A 13,042-nucleotide genomic window follows, 5' to 3' on the forward strand; every position below is an offset into this window, starting at 1 on the left:
GGTCGCCTGACCCGGGCAGACGTCACGCCTCCTGATGCGGTATTCAGGAGGCGTGACGTCTGCCTATTCCGATTCCCCCGCCGATTCTCATCGTGCGGTAGAGGCCGTGTGGCGGATCGAGGCCGCCCGGGTGATCGCCGGCCTGGCCCGCATGGTCGGCGACGTCGGGCTGGCCGAGGAGCTGGCCCAGGACGCGCTGGTCGCGGCGCTTGAGGAGTGGCCGCGCAAGGGCGTACCGGACAATCCAGGCGGGTGGCTGATGGTGACCGCCAAGCACCGGGCCCTCGACCAGTTCCGGCGGCGCGACACGTACGAACGCAAGCTCCAGGAGGTCGGCCGCGACCTGGAGCTGCGCGAACGCCTCTCCGGCGACGACCTCGACGCGGCGCTCGACGACCACATCGGCGACGACCTGCTACGGCTCGTCTTCACCGTCTGCCATCCCGTCCTGCCCGCCGAGGGCCGCATCGCGCTCGCCCTGCGCACGCTGGGCGGCCTGACCACCGAGGAGATCGCGCGGGCGTTCCTGGTGCCGGAGCCGACGGTGGGCCAGCGCATCTCCCGGGCCAAGCGCACGCTCACCGACAAGAAGGTGCCGATCGAGCTGCCGCCGCCGCAGGAGCTGCCCGCCCGCCTCGCCTCGGTGCTGGAGATCGTCTACCTGATCTTCAACGAGGGCTACGCGGCCACCGCGGGCGACGACTGGGTGCGACCGTCGCTGTGCCAGGAGGCGATGCGGCTCGGACGGGTGCTGGCCGGGCTGATGCCGGACGAGCCGGAGGTGCACGGCCTGTCGGCGCTGATGGAGATCCAGGCCTCGCGCATCCCCGCGAGGACCGCGCCGGACGGCAGCCCGATCCTCCTGCTCGACCAGGACCGCAGCCGCTGGGACCGGCTGCTGGTGCGCCGCGGCCTGGCCGCGCTGGGCCGGGCCGAGGCGCTGGGCAGGATGGGCCCGTACGCGCTGCAGGCCGCCATCGCCGCCTGCCACGCCAGGGCCCTGACCCCCGAGGACACCGACTGGGCCCGGATGGCCGCGCTCTACCGGCTGCTCGCGCACGTCGCGCCGTCGCCGGTGGTGGAGCTCAACCGGGCGGTGGCGGTCGGCATGGCGGACGGCCCCGAGCGCGGTCTGGAGATCGCCGACGCGCTCGTGGCCGAGCGGCACCTGCGGGGCTACGCGCAGCTGCCTGCCGTACGCGGTGACCTGCTGGCCAGGCTGGGACGCGACGAGGAGGCGGCGGCCGAGTTCGGGCGGGCCGCCGGGCTCACCCGCAACGCGCGGGAGCGCGAGCTGTTCCTGGCCAGGGCCGCGGCGCTGCGGCAGCCGTCCTGATCAGTTCGGGGCGGTGGCCATGTCGCTCGGGGCGGGCGCCTTGATCCGCGTCTTGGCGCCCCAGCCGGTGAACCTGCTGTCGATGGTCATCGTCTTGCCCTCGAACCCGTTGGTGTCGAACACGCCCGTCGCCGCGTACGAGCTCTTCACCCGGCTCACCAGCCCCGCCGACGACAGCGTGAGCGTGTAGCTCACCTTCGTGTCGTCGTGCATGCGCAGCGGGATCGAGGCGTCGAACCAGCGCGACACCTTCGCCAGGTCCTTGAACGTGATCTTCCCGGTCAGCGTCCTGCCCTTGAGCCGGCCCTTCTTCACCAGGGCGGCTAAGGTCTTCGGCTCGGCCGGGTTGATGACCTGGCCGTAGAAGCCGGACGCGCCGCCGGGCAGGCCGCGCGACTTCGCCCAGGTCGTCCCGAGCTTCTCCTCGTAGATGCCGCCCTGGGTGTAGGTGTACTTGCCGACGCTGATCGTCCGCTCGCGCGCCCGTCCCTTCGGCGTCGCGGAGATGTCGGAGGCCGCGATGCCCTTGCGGTCGAACTGGAAGCTGCCCTTGCGCTTCTGCAGCGTGAGCTTGCCGTCGCCGGTCACGACGGTGGTCTCGGTGAACCGTACGCCGTGCCCGGCGGCGAGCTTGCTCTTGAGTGCGCGTACGGGGTCCTTGGCGGGTGCGGCGTGGGCGGGAACGGTGGTGGCGAGGACGGCCCCGCAGGCCGCCAGCACGGTGATCGTCTTCTTCATGGACGGTGATCATGCACCAGCCGGATCACGACCCGGCCACGCCTCTGCGCTATCAATGGACCCATGGTCCTCCTCCGCGCACTCGAACCCGCCGACGCCGCCGTGATCGCCTCCTGGATCGACGATCAGGAGGCGCTCGTGCTGTGGTCCGGCAAGACCGGCTTCACCTGGCCCTTCGACGCGGGGCAGCTGCTCGCCCTGCGTGAGCCGGGCCGCCGGCTCCTGGCCGCCGTCGATCCAGCCGTCGATCCAGCCGTCGATCCAGCCGTCGATCCAGCCGTCGATCGAGCCGCCGATCCGGCCGGCGCCGTGATCGGCCACGTCTCGCTGCGCGACCAGGACGATCACTCCGTACGCCTCGGGCTGGTCCTGGTGGCGCCGTCGGCGCGCGGCAAGGGCCACGGGGCGGCCCTGGTGGGCGCCGCGCTCGCCACCGCCTTCGCCGGCCCGGGCGTCACGCGCGTCACCCTCGGCGTCTACGCCCACAACGCCGGCGCCAGGCGCCTGTACGAGCGGTTCGGGTTCGAGGAGGAGCGGGTGTACGAACGCTCGATCGAGGTCGGCGGGCAGTGGTGGACGTCGGTGACGATGGGCCTGACACGGGAGGCATGGCGAGCGGGGCGATGACCTGCGCGAACTGGCACGGTCCATTCGGCGGCCTGTAACCGCGGGCACAGGCAGGGGCGGCGAAAGCCGCCCACGATGGTCACGAATCTCCTCACTCCCCCAGAAACGGAAAGGTGATGTCGTGCGTCTGCTCACCGGGTTGACGATGACCGCAGTGCTCGCCGCCGGCTTACTGGCCGGCCCGCCCGCCCTGGCCGCCGATGCGGTGCCGTTCGCCGCGGACTCGGGCGACAGCTGCCTGCGGGGGTCCACCGAGGGCACGATCCAGCGCTACGACGGGCCGGTCATCAGGCCGCGGGTCGACGTCGAGGGCGTGCTCACCGACGAGGGCGGCCCGAGCATCTGCTCCCCCGACGACAGGTACTCCACGGCCACGTTCACCGGCTACCGGGGCAGCGAGCTCGTCGACTCCGAGACGTACAAGGTGGACAACGACCAGATCAAGTTCTCCTTCCCGCTCTCCGACACGCTCGGGGTGCGCACCATCGACCGGGTCGTGGTACAGGTGTGCCGCCACAGCAACCCGCCCATCGGGATCAGCTACTGCGGCAAGGCCCAGGAGTACAAGATCCCCTGATCGACGCCGGGCCAAGGGCGCCTGTGCGGATCGTCACCAAGCCTTGAACCCGCCGCCGGGTAGCCGTGCGGCGGGCCGGGCAGCGTAACCCCCGGCCGACCGGCCGGCCACCGTGGGCACGAGCGCGCGTGACCGGCCGGACAGGAACGGGGGAGATCATGAAAGCCGACCACGGGCACCACCTCGACAACCCGAACGCCACCACCCCGCCGCCCAAGCTGGAGCTGGTCGCGTCGGTGCCGGCGCCGCAGGTGCCGGACGGCGCGGAGGTGATGACGCTGCTGGTCACGCTGCCGCCGGGCAGCGAGGGCAACCCGCCGCACCGTCACACCGGGCCCGCCTTCGGGTACGTGATCAGCGGCGAGCTGCTCTTCGAGCTGGAGGGCGAGCCCGAACGGGTCATCAGGGCCGGTGAGGCGTTCTGGGAGCCGGGCGGCGACCTCATCCACTACCAGGACGCGAACAACCTCGCCGACGCCGAGACCGAGTTCGTGGTGCACATGTGGGGGGTGAGCGGGCAGCCGATGCTCATCCCGGTGAGCGCGGAGGAGCTGGAGGCCCGCCGCGACCGCCGCGCCCCACGCCCCTGACGCCGTCGGGCGGGCCGTCAGGAGGGGGCGGCGGTTTCCACGAGGCGGCCGTCCGACAGCTCAAGCCACCGCTCCACCTTGATCTCCGCGAGGAAGCGCTCGTCGTGGCTCACCACCACGAACGCCCCCTCGTACGCGCTCAGCGCACTCTCCAGCTGCCCCACGCTGACCAGGTCGAGGTTGTTGGTGGGCTCGTCGAGCAGCAGCAGCTGGGGAGCGGGCTCGGCGCACAGCACGCAGGCCAGCGTGGCGCGCAGCCGCTCGCCGCCCGACAGCACACCGACCGGCAGGTGGGCGCCCTGGCCCCGGAACAGGAAGCGGGCCAGCAGGTTCATCCGGTCGGCGGCGGCCATGCCGGGAGCGAAGGCGGCGAGGTTCTCGGCCACCGTGCGGTCGAGGTCGAGCAGGTCGAGCCGCTGCGACAGGTACGCCACCCGCCCGTCGGCCCGCCGGGTCGTGCCCGCGTCGGGCGCCAGGTCACCGCTGACGATGCGGAGCAGGGTGGACTTGCCGGCGCCGTTGGGGCCGGTCAGCGCGATGCGCTCGGGGCCGCGTACGGACAGGTCGATGCCGGGCGCGGCGAACAGGTCACGGGCCAGCAGCCCCGCGCCCTCGAACACCGTGCGGCCCGCGGGCACCCGCGTGTCGGGCAGCTCCAGCACGATCTTCTGGTCGTCGCGCAGCGCCCGCTCGGCCTCGTCGAGCCGGGCCTTGGCGTCGCCGACGCGGCCGGCGTGCATCTGCCCGGCCCGGCCCGCCGACTCCTGCGCGCTGCGCTTCAGGCCGCCGGCGACGATGCGCGCGAGGCCCGCGTTCTTCAGGTTGCGCGCGGCGTTGCCGGCCCGCCGCTCGGCGCGCTCGCGGGCCTGCTGCATCTCCCGCTTCTCGCGCTTGAGCTCCTGCTCGGCGTTGCGCACGTTGCGTTCGGCGGCCTCCTGCTCGGTGCGCACCGCCTCCTCGTACGCCGTGAAGCCGCCGCCGTAGAAGCGGACCTCGCCGCGTTCGAGCTCGGCGATGCGGTCCATGCGGTCGAGCAGCGTACGGTCGTGGCTGACCAGCAGCAGGCAGCCGGACCAGTCGCCGAGCACGTCGTAGAGGCGGTGGCGGGCGGCGCGGTCGAGGTTGTTGGTCGGCTCGTCGAGCAGCAGCACGTCGGGCCGCTTGAGCAGTTGCGCGGCCAGGCCGAGCGAGACCACCTGGCCGCCGCTGAGCGTGCCGAGGCGGCGGTCGAACGCGAGCCCGCCGAGGCCGAGCCGTTCGAGCTGGGCGCGGGTGCGCTCCTCGATGTCCCAGTCGTTGCCGATGGTGGTGAAGTGCTCCTCCGCGGTGTCGCCCGCCTCGATGGCGTCGATCGCGGCGATCACCGGCGCGATGCCGAGCACCTCGGCCACGGTCAGGTCGCCGACGAGCGGCAGGGTCTGCGGCAGGTAGCCGAGCACGCCCTCGACCGTGACGCTGCCGCCGCGCGGGCGGTGCTCGCCGGCGATCAGCTTGAGCAGCGTGCTCTTGCCCGCGCCGTTGGGCGCGACCAGCCCGGTGCGGCCGCCGCCCACGCTGAAGGACAGGTCGGTGAAGACCGGGGTGTCGTCGGGCCAGGAGAAGGACAGGTGGGAGCAGACGATGGAAGCATCGGACATGGCAGACCTCGTACGGGAACGCGGGCGCGCCGAAAGCCGCCCGGCGAAAGGGACAGGGATTCGGGAAACGACGAGACAGGGCCCACGCGCGGCGGCGGTCAGCTCACGCCTGCCTGGGGCCCGGACCTCCGGTATCACCCGGAGATGTCGTCGTCACCTGCCATGTCTGGTCTCCTCGATGCGTCGCGGGGGCGTGCCGCGGCACGCCCGGTTTGAGCGCCTCACACGATAGCAGCCTCTGGCGGGTGGCCCTCAAGCCATTTCCGCCGGTTCGCGCAACCGCCACACGGCGGGCACCAGCAGGGTGGCGGCGGTCAGCACAACGGTGATCGCCGCGCAGCCCAGCAGGACAGGGCGGGTGCCGAGCAGCGTGACGGCGGGCCCCGCCAGCGCCATGCCGAGGGGCGCGGCGACGAGCCCGCCGAGCAGGGTGACGGAGTAGGCGCGGGCGACCAGGTCGTCGGGCAGGTGCCGCTGGACGGCCGTGGTCTGCATGACGTTGTGCACCACCACCTGGCCGCCCGCCAGGACGGCCGCGATCGTGAGCTGCCAGACCGGCGCGGGGACGGCCAGCAGCACCGGCAGCGGCGCCATCAGCAGGAACACCAGCAGCGCCGCCACCATGGGCCGGGCCGGCCGCCAGCGGGTGACGGCGACTCCCCCGGCCAGGCCGCCGGCGGCGTACGCGATGCCGATGGCCGACCAGGCGGGCGCTCCCCCGAGGTGCAGGTCGGCGACGTACGGGCCGAGCACGAGGATCGGCGAGACCACGAACGCGTTGGCGACCGCGATGTGGCCGGTCCAGACCCACAGCCACGTGTGCCGCCGCACGGCGGTGAGCCCGCCGCCGATGCCGGCCAGCAGCCCCTCCTGCCGCGCCGCCGCGAGCCGCCCGGGGAGCCGGTAGAGGAAGGCGGCGCTCAACAGGAACGTCAGCGCGTCGACCGCGATCGCCCAGCCCGGCCCGACCAGCGCCACCAGCGCCCCTGCCGTGCCCAGCGCCAGGATCGACACCGTGCTCCTGGAGATCGACAGCAGCGAGTTGGCCGCCTGGAGGTGCTCCTTGGCGGTCAGCGAGGTGACCAGGCCGACGGCGGCCGGGTTGAAGAACGCGGTGCCGGCCCCGGCGACGAGCTGCAGGGCCACCAGCATCCACAGCTGCGCGGCGCCGGTCAGCAGCAGCGCCGCCGTCACGCCGTGCGTCGCGAACCTGACGAGGTCGGCGGCCAGCATGATCGTGCGGCGCGGGAAGCGGTCGCCCGCCGCCCCGCCCACCAGCGTCAGCACGATGATCGGCAGCCGGGTGCTCAGCACGACGATGCCCAGGTCGACCGGGGAGCCGGTGAGGTGGAGGACGGCGAAGGCGATCGCCAGCGGCGTCAGCGCGTCACCGAACGCGGACGCGGTGTGCCCCGCGTAGTAGCGCCGGAAGTCCTTCGCCCGCAGGGGCGCCACCATCCCCGCCACCCGCCCCGCCCGGACTTCGGCGGGGGCGTCCACGTCGGCGGGCGGATCGGAGCGGGGCACGGGGCACTCCTTCGGTGGTGACGGGCGGCGGGGCCACTCTGGCAGGCGGGACCGACAGAATCGCGGTCCTGCCGGGAGTGACGATGCGGGCGGGAGGCCGGAGGGGGCGGCTCGGATAATGGGCGCATGGTGAGCGCGACGAGTGCCGACGAGGCCGGCCGGCTGGCGGAGTTCGAGAAGCATCGCGGTCACCTGTGGGGCGTGGCGTACCGGATCATGGGCACGAAGGCGGACGCCGACGACGCGCTGCAGGAGGCGTGGCTGCGCTGGCGGAACGCCGGCGAGGCGCAGGTCAGGGACGTGCGCGCCTACCTGACCACCACCGTGAGCCGGATCTGCTACGACGTGCTCACCTCGGCCAGGGCGCGGCGCGAGGCGTACGCCGGGCCGTGGCTGCCCGAGCCGGTCGTGCAGGAGCTCGGCCCCGAGGACAGGGCGGCGCTGGACGACTCGGTCAGCATGGCGCTGCTGGCGGTGCTGGAGCGGCTGACGGCGGCGGAGCGGGTGGCGTTCGTGCTGCATGACGCGTTCAGCGTGCCGTTCGCGGAGATCGCGGACGTGCTGGGGCGCAGCGACGAGGCGGTACGGCGGCTGGCGTCGCGGGCCCGCGCCCGGGTGCGCGAGCACGGTCCCCGCCGCACGACGGACCGCTCGACGCATCGCAAGGCGGTGGAGGCGTTCACCGCGGCGGCGCTGAACGGCGACCTGTCGGGGCTGGTCGCGGTGCTCGATCCGGAGGTGGTGTGGCGCTCCGACGGCGGCGGCGTGGTGTCCGCGGCGATGCAGCCCGTGTCGGGCGCGGACCGGGTGGCCCGCCTGGTGCGGGGCACGATGGAGCGCTGGATGCAGGGGATGGACGTGGAGTTCGCCGAGGTCAACGGCGCGTTCGGGGCGGTGGTGCGGGCCGCGGACGGCACCGTGGACACCGTGGTGGCCTTCGCCGTCGCCGAGGACGGGCGCATCACGGAGGTCGACGTCGTACGCAATCCGGAGAAGCTCACCCGAGTGTGACCTGAATCACCATCACGTTTCCGGCCGCCCGCTCGTCTGTGTCGCAGAAGGTTCTGAGAGAGGACACGACATGGACGCCAAGAAGAACGCCGGGAAGAACGCCCCCAAGAACATCGTGGTGATCGGCGCGGGCTACGCGGGCCTGACGGCGGCGCTGCGGCTGGACAGGAAGCAGCGCATCACCCTCATCAGCGCCGAGTCGCACTTCACCCAGCGGATCAGGCTGCACGAGCTGGCGGCGGGCCGGCCCGAGGTGACGGTGCCGCTGGGCGAGCTGACCAAGGGCACCGGCATCACGACCGTGCGGGCCAGGGTCGGCGGCATCGATCTGGACGCCAAGCAGGTGCGCACCGAGGACGAGCGGGTCTTCCCGTACGACACGCTCGTGTACGCCCTGGGCAGCCGCACCGACACCACCGCCCCCGGGGTGGCCGAGCACGCCTACACCGCCGAGACCGCCGGCGACCTGCGGGCGAGGCTGGACGCCGGCGGTGGCGACCTGGTGGTGGTCGGCGGTGGGCTGACCGGCGTGGAGATGGCCGCCGAGCTGGCCGAGTCGTACCCGGCATGGCGGGTGGCGCTGGCCACCGGCGGCGCGGTGGGCGAGGGCCTGTCGGACAAGGGCCGCCGGCACCTGGCCCGTACGTTCGACCGGCTGGGCGTGCGCACGCACGAGTGGACCCGCGTGACCGGCGTCGGGCCTGACGGGGTGCGTACGGACCAGGGCGTCATCACGGCGGACGTCGTGGTGTGGGCCGGGTCGTTCACGGTGTCGCCGCTGGCCGCCGAGTCCGGGCTGGCCGTGGACGAGCGCGGCAGGATCGTGGTGGACGAGACGCTGACCTCGGTGTCGCACCCCGGCGTGTACGCCGTGGGCGACGCGGCGGCCGTGCAGGTGCAGGGCAGCACGAACCGGATGTCGTGCGCCGCGGGGATGCCGATCGCCGCGCACGCCGCCGACGTGATCAACGCGCGGGCGGCCGGGCGGACCCCCCAGCCGTTCCGGTTCCGCTACCTGCTGCAGTGCATCAGCCTGGGGCGGCGCGACGGTCTCGTCCAGCTCGTCAACGGCGACGACTCGCCGAAGGACCGGATCCTGAGCGGCCGGACGGCGGCGTTCGTGAAGGAGCAGATCTGCCGGTTCACGGTCGCCTCGCTGCGCTGGGAGCGGGCCCGCCCCGGCACCTACATGTGGGTCAAGGGTCCGGCCCGGCGGACGGGCGCCGAGGCCCACCGCGCCCAGACCTCGGCCGCGCGTTGAGCGGCGCGCCGGCCGCCGTGTCAGGCGGCGGCGTAGCTGCCCCGGGTGACGTCCTCGACCAGGGACGGGCCGGCGGGCTTCCAGCCGTACAGCCTCTCGGCCCGCGAGGGGTCGAGGGGCGTCGAGCCGGCGAGCATGTGCGCCAGGTCGCCGAAGAGCTGCGTGGCCTGGTCGAGGGACAGCGAGGCGGTGTGCGTGCCGGTGAGGGTGGCGACCGCCTCGACCATCTCGCGGAAGGCCATGCCGGTGCGGGTGGCGGCGTTGACGATGCCGCCACCCATGCCGCCACCCTCTCCCCCGGTGAGGACGGCGGCGTAGAGGGCGGCCAGGTCGTCCACGTGGACGGTGGACCAGATGTTGCGGCCGTCCCCGACGTAGGTGGCGACGCCCTGCGCGCGGGCTCCGGCGATCAGGCCCTGGAGCATGGCGCTGCCGCCGCGGCCGTAGATGAGACCGGCCCTGATGACGGTGGCGGCGAGGTTCGTGGCGGCGAGGACGCGGCGCTCGCCGAGGTACTTGTGCGGCTGCCTGGCGGTCTGCTCGCTGACCTCCTCGTCCTCGGTGACCGGCCGGCCCTTGGTGTCGGGGTAGACCAGGCCGGTGCTGGTGTAGACGAAGGGGCGGCCGTCGGCGAGGCCGGTCAGCAGCGCGTCGAGCGCGGGCTGCTCGACGTCCTGCATGGCCGGGTCGCCGTAGTCGACGGCGGCGTGCACGACGGCGTCGTTGCGGGCGGCGGCCTCGTGCAGGACGGCGGTGTCGGCCAGGCCGCCCGCCACGGGGGTGGCGCCCAGCTCGGCGACGCGGGCGGCGGCCCGGTCGGAGCGGGCGAGGGCTTCGACGGTGTGACCTGCGGAGATGAGGTGCTCGGTGAGCACACCGCCGAAGTAGCCGCTGGCGCCGGTGATGAAGATGCGCATGGTCGCTTTCCTTTCACGGACAGCAGGAAGAGACGGACTCGGGCAGGCGTGCGCCTTCCGTCCTCTCTCTGAACCGTAGCAGAAAGCGGATTGACTATCCGAATCGAAGGGCTATCCGTTTTCTCGCGCCTTGCGCCACTCCGGCGCCAGCACCGACCAGATCTCCACGTCCAGCCGCTCGCCGCGATGCTTGTAGCTCTCCCTCAGCACGCCCTCCTTGGTCATCCCGAGCCGCCTGGCCACGGCGATGCTGGCCGCGTTGCCCGAGGCGACGACCCACTCCACGCGGTGGATGCCGCGCTCGTCCACGGCCCAGTCGATGAGGATCCCGGCCGCCCTGGTCACCAGCCCCTTGCCGGCCGCCGCGGGCTCCAGCCAGCAGCCCACCTCGGCCTCGCCCTGCTCGACGTTCATCGTGCGCAGCATGACTCCGCCGGACAGCGTGCCGTCCAGCCAGATGCCGTGGATCCGCGCGGTGTCGGCGGCGGTCGCGTCGGCGTAGCGCTGCAGGAACGCGCGGCTCGACGGCAGGTCGGTCACCACGTCGGCCAGCCCCACGAAGCGCCCGATGAACTCTCGCCCCCTGTCGATGTGGGCCAGGAACTCCTCCGCCCGCCAGGGCTCCAGGGGGCGCAGCTCGGCGCCGTTCACTCCCAGGGACTTCGCGTACATACGCCCACCTCCACGATGGTTCAACCGGTAATGCGTGGAGTGTCCCATTGATGCGCCGGGAGGCGGACGCCTCCCGGGGCGCTGTCAGTCGCCGGCTCAGTCGTCAGCGCGGTGGTCGCGCAGCTCGCGCCGGGCCGCACGCCGCTCGCGGCGGCGCGCCTCACGGCAGTAGCCGGTCCACTCCCGGCCTCCGCTGAGGGCGCCTTCACCGAACAGGAACGTGTCGGTGGCCTGCCAGTAGCAGCCGCTCATGCGCCGGTTGAGCGACGCGCTCTCGCGGTCGACGCGGCCGGGAAGGGTGCAGACGCCGTCGCGGTGGTCGTGAACGGGCCGGCAGTGCACCATCGGCGCCTCGGCCATCTTCACCCACCAGGGACGGGTCTTGTCGGTCTTGCTCATACGGTCACCTCTCGGCTCCGTGACGCCCCCGGATGGGGCCGTCGCTAGACCGGGTGCATCGTGATCACCTCCTGTGCCGTACGGGCGCTGGAAGATCCACGCTACTCCGGATCCCGCACGCCGCGCGGCCGCTGTTATACAAGTAGCGAACATGTCATATGAGTTGGAGGTGAGCCGGGATGGGCTACGACGTGGTCCTGGTCGGCGGTGGCATCATGAGCGCCACCCTGGGCGTGCTGCTGCGCCGCGTGCAGCCGGACTGGTCGGTGCTCGTCCTGGAGCGGCTCGACGGCCCCGGCCTGGAGAGCTCGTCGGCCTGGAACAACGCCGGCACCGGGCACGCGGGACTGTGCGAGTTCAACTACACACCGCTCACCGGCGACGGCTCGATCGACGTGGGCGGGGCCATCGCGATCAACGAGCAGTTCCAGCTCTCCCGGCAGCTGTGGGCGAGCCTGGTCGAGGAGGGCACGCTGGGCGATCCTGCGGGGTTCATCCGGCCGGTGCCACACCTCTCCTTCGCCCGGGGCGCGGCCGGGGTCGAGCACCTGCGGCTGCGGCATGCGGCGCTGCGCGATCATCCGCTGTTCGAAGGGCTCGAATTCATCCGCGACCGGGCGGTGATGGCGGAGCTGCTGCCGCTCATGTTCGCCGGTCGGCCCGCCGGTGAGCAGGTGGCGCTGTGCCGTTCTCGCGGCGGCACCGACGTCGACTACGGCGTGCTGACCCGGCGGCTGTTCGCCGCGCTCGAACGTGACGGCGTCGAGGTGCGGACCGGGCACGAGGTGCGCGGGCTCTCCCGTGACCGCAGGTCGTGGCGGTTGCGCGTGTGCGACCTGGCGGGTGCCCGCGACTACGGGGTGCGCGGGTCGTTCGTGTTCCTGGGGGCGGGCGGGGGTACGCTGCCGCTGCTGCAGAGCGCCGGGGTGGCGGAGACGCGGGCGTACGGGGGGTTTCCGATCAGCGGGCGGTTCCTGCGTACGGACCGGGCCGAACTGGTGGCCGGGCACCGCGCCAAGGTCTACAGCCACGCCGAGCCGGGCGCGCCCGCCCTGTCGGTGCCGCATCTCGACACCCGGGTCGTGGACGGGCGGACGTACCTGATGTTCGGGCCCTTCGCCGCGTTCTCGCCGCGCTTCCTCAAACGCGGCAGGCTCACCGACCTGCCGGGATCCGTCACGCCCGGCAACGTCATGACGCTGCTCGGCGCCGCCCGCGCCGAGCCGGCCCTGCTGCGCTACCTGGTCGAGCAGCTCGTGCAGACGCGCGGCGACCGGCTGCGGGCGCTGCGCAGGTTCGTCCCCGAGGCGCGGGCGGAGGACTGGGAGCCGATCACCGCGGGCCAGCGGGTGCAGGTGGTCAAGCCGGTGAACGGGCGCGGGTCGATCGCCGGGTTCGGCACCGAGGTGGTGACGTCGGCCCACGGCGGGCTCGCCGCCCTGCTCGGGGCCTCACCCGGGGCGTCGGCGTCCGTGGCGATCATGCTGGACGTGCTCGGACGTGCCTTCCCCGGCCGGGTGGACGGCTGGCGGCCGGCGTTGCGCGAGCTCGTGCCGTCGTACGGCGCCGCGCCGCCGCCGGAGACCCTCTCGAGGACGGCCAGCACGCTCCGTCTGGAGTGAGTGCCGGAAAACTTTACCCATTTCCGAATCCGCGACGTACACGGGGATTTCGAACCGCTTACCAGGCCAGCGGAGTGAAAGTCCCTTTGGAGTACTTGCAGATACTTTTGCGAATTATGTACTTTTTG

General features: G+C 72.8%; 13 protein-coding genes. 7 read left to right on the forward strand and 6 right to left on the reverse strand.

Annotated features, from left to right (window positions below; translation table 11 throughout):
• Positions 1-34 precede the first annotated feature (34 nt).
• Positions 35-1,336 (forward strand): RNA polymerase sigma factor, encoded by a 1,302-nt coding sequence (locus ACFFR3_RS29720; protein ID WP_345385595.1) that lies wholly within the window; start codon positions 35-37, stop codon positions 1,334-1,336.
• Here the strand turns inward: ACFFR3_RS29720 and ACFFR3_RS29725 are convergent, their stop codons facing one another.
• Positions 1,337-2,074, reverse strand: coding sequence for a LolA family protein (locus ACFFR3_RS29725; RefSeq protein ID WP_345385597.1), 738 nt, complete (start codon positions 2,072-2,074; stop codon positions 1,337-1,339).
• A gap of 63 nt (positions 2,075-2,137) precedes the next feature.
• Between ACFFR3_RS29725 and ACFFR3_RS29730 the strand changes: the two genes are divergently transcribed.
• The 3 genes from ACFFR3_RS29730 to ACFFR3_RS29740 all read left to right on the forward strand — a co-directional run bounded on the left by ACFFR3_RS29730 (position 2,138) and on the right by ACFFR3_RS29740 (position 3,868).
• Positions 2,138-2,701: a GNAT family N-acetyltransferase gene (locus tag ACFFR3_RS29730; protein WP_345385599.1), complete on the forward strand. Its 564-nt coding sequence runs from the start codon at positions 2,138-2,140 to the stop codon at positions 2,699-2,701.
• 121 nt (positions 2,702-2,822) lie between these two features.
• The gene (locus tag ACFFR3_RS29735) at positions 2,823-3,278 is read left to right on the forward strand and encodes a hypothetical protein (protein WP_364378582.1); all 456 of its coding nucleotides are present in this window, start codon (positions 2,823-2,825) and stop codon (positions 3,276-3,278) included.
• A 158-nt stretch (positions 3,279-3,436) separates the two neighbouring features.
• Positions 3,437-3,868, forward strand: a complete 432-nt coding sequence (locus ACFFR3_RS29740; RefSeq protein ID WP_364378579.1) for a cupin domain-containing protein — start codon at positions 3,437-3,439, stop codon at positions 3,866-3,868.
• A 17-nt stretch (positions 3,869-3,885) separates the two neighbouring features.
• On the opposite strand, the gene ACFFR3_RS29745 is transcribed toward ACFFR3_RS29740, so the two are convergent.
• Together ACFFR3_RS29745 and ACFFR3_RS29750 are read right to left on the reverse strand one after the other, a co-directional pair.
• Positions 3,886-5,505 carry an ABC-F family ATP-binding cassette domain-containing protein gene (locus ACFFR3_RS29745; protein WP_345385605.1) on the reverse strand — a complete coding sequence of 540 codons (1,620 nt, stop codon included), beginning with the start codon at positions 5,503-5,505 and terminating at the stop codon, positions 3,886-3,888.
• Between the two features lie 252 nt (positions 5,506-5,757).
• Entirely contained in the window at positions 5,758-7,032 is a 1,275-nt protein-coding gene (locus ACFFR3_RS29750) for an MFS transporter (RefSeq protein WP_379484215.1), read from the reverse strand.
• Positions 7,033-7,158: 126 nt separating this feature from the next.
• Between ACFFR3_RS29750 and sigJ the strand changes: the two genes are divergently transcribed.
• Both sigJ and ACFFR3_RS29760 read left to right on the forward strand, forming a co-directional pair.
• A complete protein-coding gene (gene sigJ / locus ACFFR3_RS29755; protein WP_345385611.1) occupies positions 7,159-8,043 on the forward strand; it encodes an RNA polymerase sigma factor SigJ in 885 nt (294 codons plus the stop codon).
• Between the two features lie 70 nt (positions 8,044-8,113).
• On the forward strand, positions 8,114-9,304 hold the full coding sequence (locus ACFFR3_RS29760; RefSeq protein WP_379484216.1) for an NAD(P)/FAD-dependent oxidoreductase: 1,191 nt from the start codon (positions 8,114-8,116) through the stop codon (positions 9,302-9,304).
• Between the two features lie 20 nt (positions 9,305-9,324).
• Here ACFFR3_RS29760 and ACFFR3_RS29765 read toward each other — a convergent pair whose 3' ends face one another.
• The 3 genes from ACFFR3_RS29765 to ACFFR3_RS29775 all read right to left on the reverse strand — a co-directional run bounded on the left by ACFFR3_RS29765 (position 9,325) and on the right by ACFFR3_RS29775 (position 11,292).
• Positions 9,325-10,221 carry an NAD-dependent epimerase/dehydratase family protein gene (locus ACFFR3_RS29765; RefSeq protein ID WP_345385617.1) on the reverse strand — a complete coding sequence of 299 codons (897 nt, stop codon included), beginning with the start codon at positions 10,219-10,221 and terminating at the stop codon, positions 9,325-9,327.
• A gap of 111 nt (positions 10,222-10,332) precedes the next feature.
• Positions 10,333-10,893, reverse strand: coding sequence for a GNAT family N-acetyltransferase (locus ACFFR3_RS29770; RefSeq protein WP_364378566.1), 561 nt, complete (start codon positions 10,891-10,893; stop codon positions 10,333-10,335).
• A 96-nt stretch (positions 10,894-10,989) separates the two neighbouring features.
• Complete coding sequence (locus tag ACFFR3_RS29775; RefSeq protein WP_345385621.1) at positions 10,990-11,292, reverse strand: hypothetical protein; 303 nt, start codon at positions 11,290-11,292, stop codon at positions 10,990-10,992.
• 179 nt (positions 11,293-11,471) lie between these two features.
• Here ACFFR3_RS29775 and mqo point away from each other — a divergent pair, with 179 nt between their 5' ends.
• Positions 11,472-12,914 (forward strand): malate dehydrogenase (quinone), encoded by a 1,443-nt coding sequence (gene mqo / locus ACFFR3_RS29780; protein ID WP_364378563.1) that lies wholly within the window; start codon positions 11,472-11,474, stop codon positions 12,912-12,914.
• Positions 12,915-13,042 lie beyond the last annotated feature (128 nt).

The sequence above is a fragment of the Nonomuraea salmonea genome, assembly GCF_042428605.1.
In the GTDB taxonomy this organism is placed as follows: domain Bacteria; phylum Actinomycetota; class Actinomycetes; order Streptosporangiales; family Streptosporangiaceae; genus Nonomuraea; species Nonomuraea salmonea.

Excerpts from the sequence above, each read along its gene's own strand:
- ACFFR3_RS29720 (WP_345385595.1), top strand. The coding sequence starts at position 35 with ATGCGGTATTCAGGAGGCGTGACGTCTGCCTATTCCGATTCCCCCGCC.
- ACFFR3_RS29725 (WP_345385597.1), bottom strand. The coding sequence starts at position 2,074 with ATGAAGAAGACGATCACCGTGCTGGCGGCCTGCGGGGCCGTCCTCGCC.
- ACFFR3_RS29730 (WP_345385599.1), top strand. The coding sequence starts at position 2,138 with ATGGTCCTCCTCCGCGCACTCGAACCCGCCGACGCCGCCGTGATCGCC.
- ACFFR3_RS29740 (WP_364378579.1), top strand. The coding sequence starts at position 3,437 with ATGAAAGCCGACCACGGGCACCACCTCGACAACCCGAACGCCACCACC.
- ACFFR3_RS29745 (WP_345385605.1), bottom strand. The coding sequence starts at position 5,505 with ATGTCCGATGCTTCCATCGTCTGCTCCCACCTGTCCTTCTCCTGGCCC.
- sigJ (WP_345385611.1), top strand. The coding sequence starts at position 7,159 with ATGGTGAGCGCGACGAGTGCCGACGAGGCCGGCCGGCTGGCGGAGTTC.
- ACFFR3_RS29760 (WP_379484216.1), top strand. The coding sequence starts at position 8,114 with ATGGACGCCAAGAAGAACGCCGGGAAGAACGCCCCCAAGAACATCGTG.
- ACFFR3_RS29765 (WP_345385617.1), bottom strand. The coding sequence starts at position 10,221 with ATGCGCATCTTCATCACCGGCGCCAGCGGCTACTTCGGCGGTGTGCTC.
- ACFFR3_RS29770 (WP_364378566.1), bottom strand. The coding sequence starts at position 10,893 with ATGTACGCGAAGTCCCTGGGAGTGAACGGCGCCGAGCTGCGCCCCCTG.
- ACFFR3_RS29775 (WP_345385621.1), bottom strand. The coding sequence starts at position 11,292 with ATGAGCAAGACCGACAAGACCCGTCCCTGGTGGGTGAAGATGGCCGAG.
- mqo (WP_364378563.1), top strand. The coding sequence starts at position 11,472 with ATGGGCTACGACGTGGTCCTGGTCGGCGGTGGCATCATGAGCGCCACC.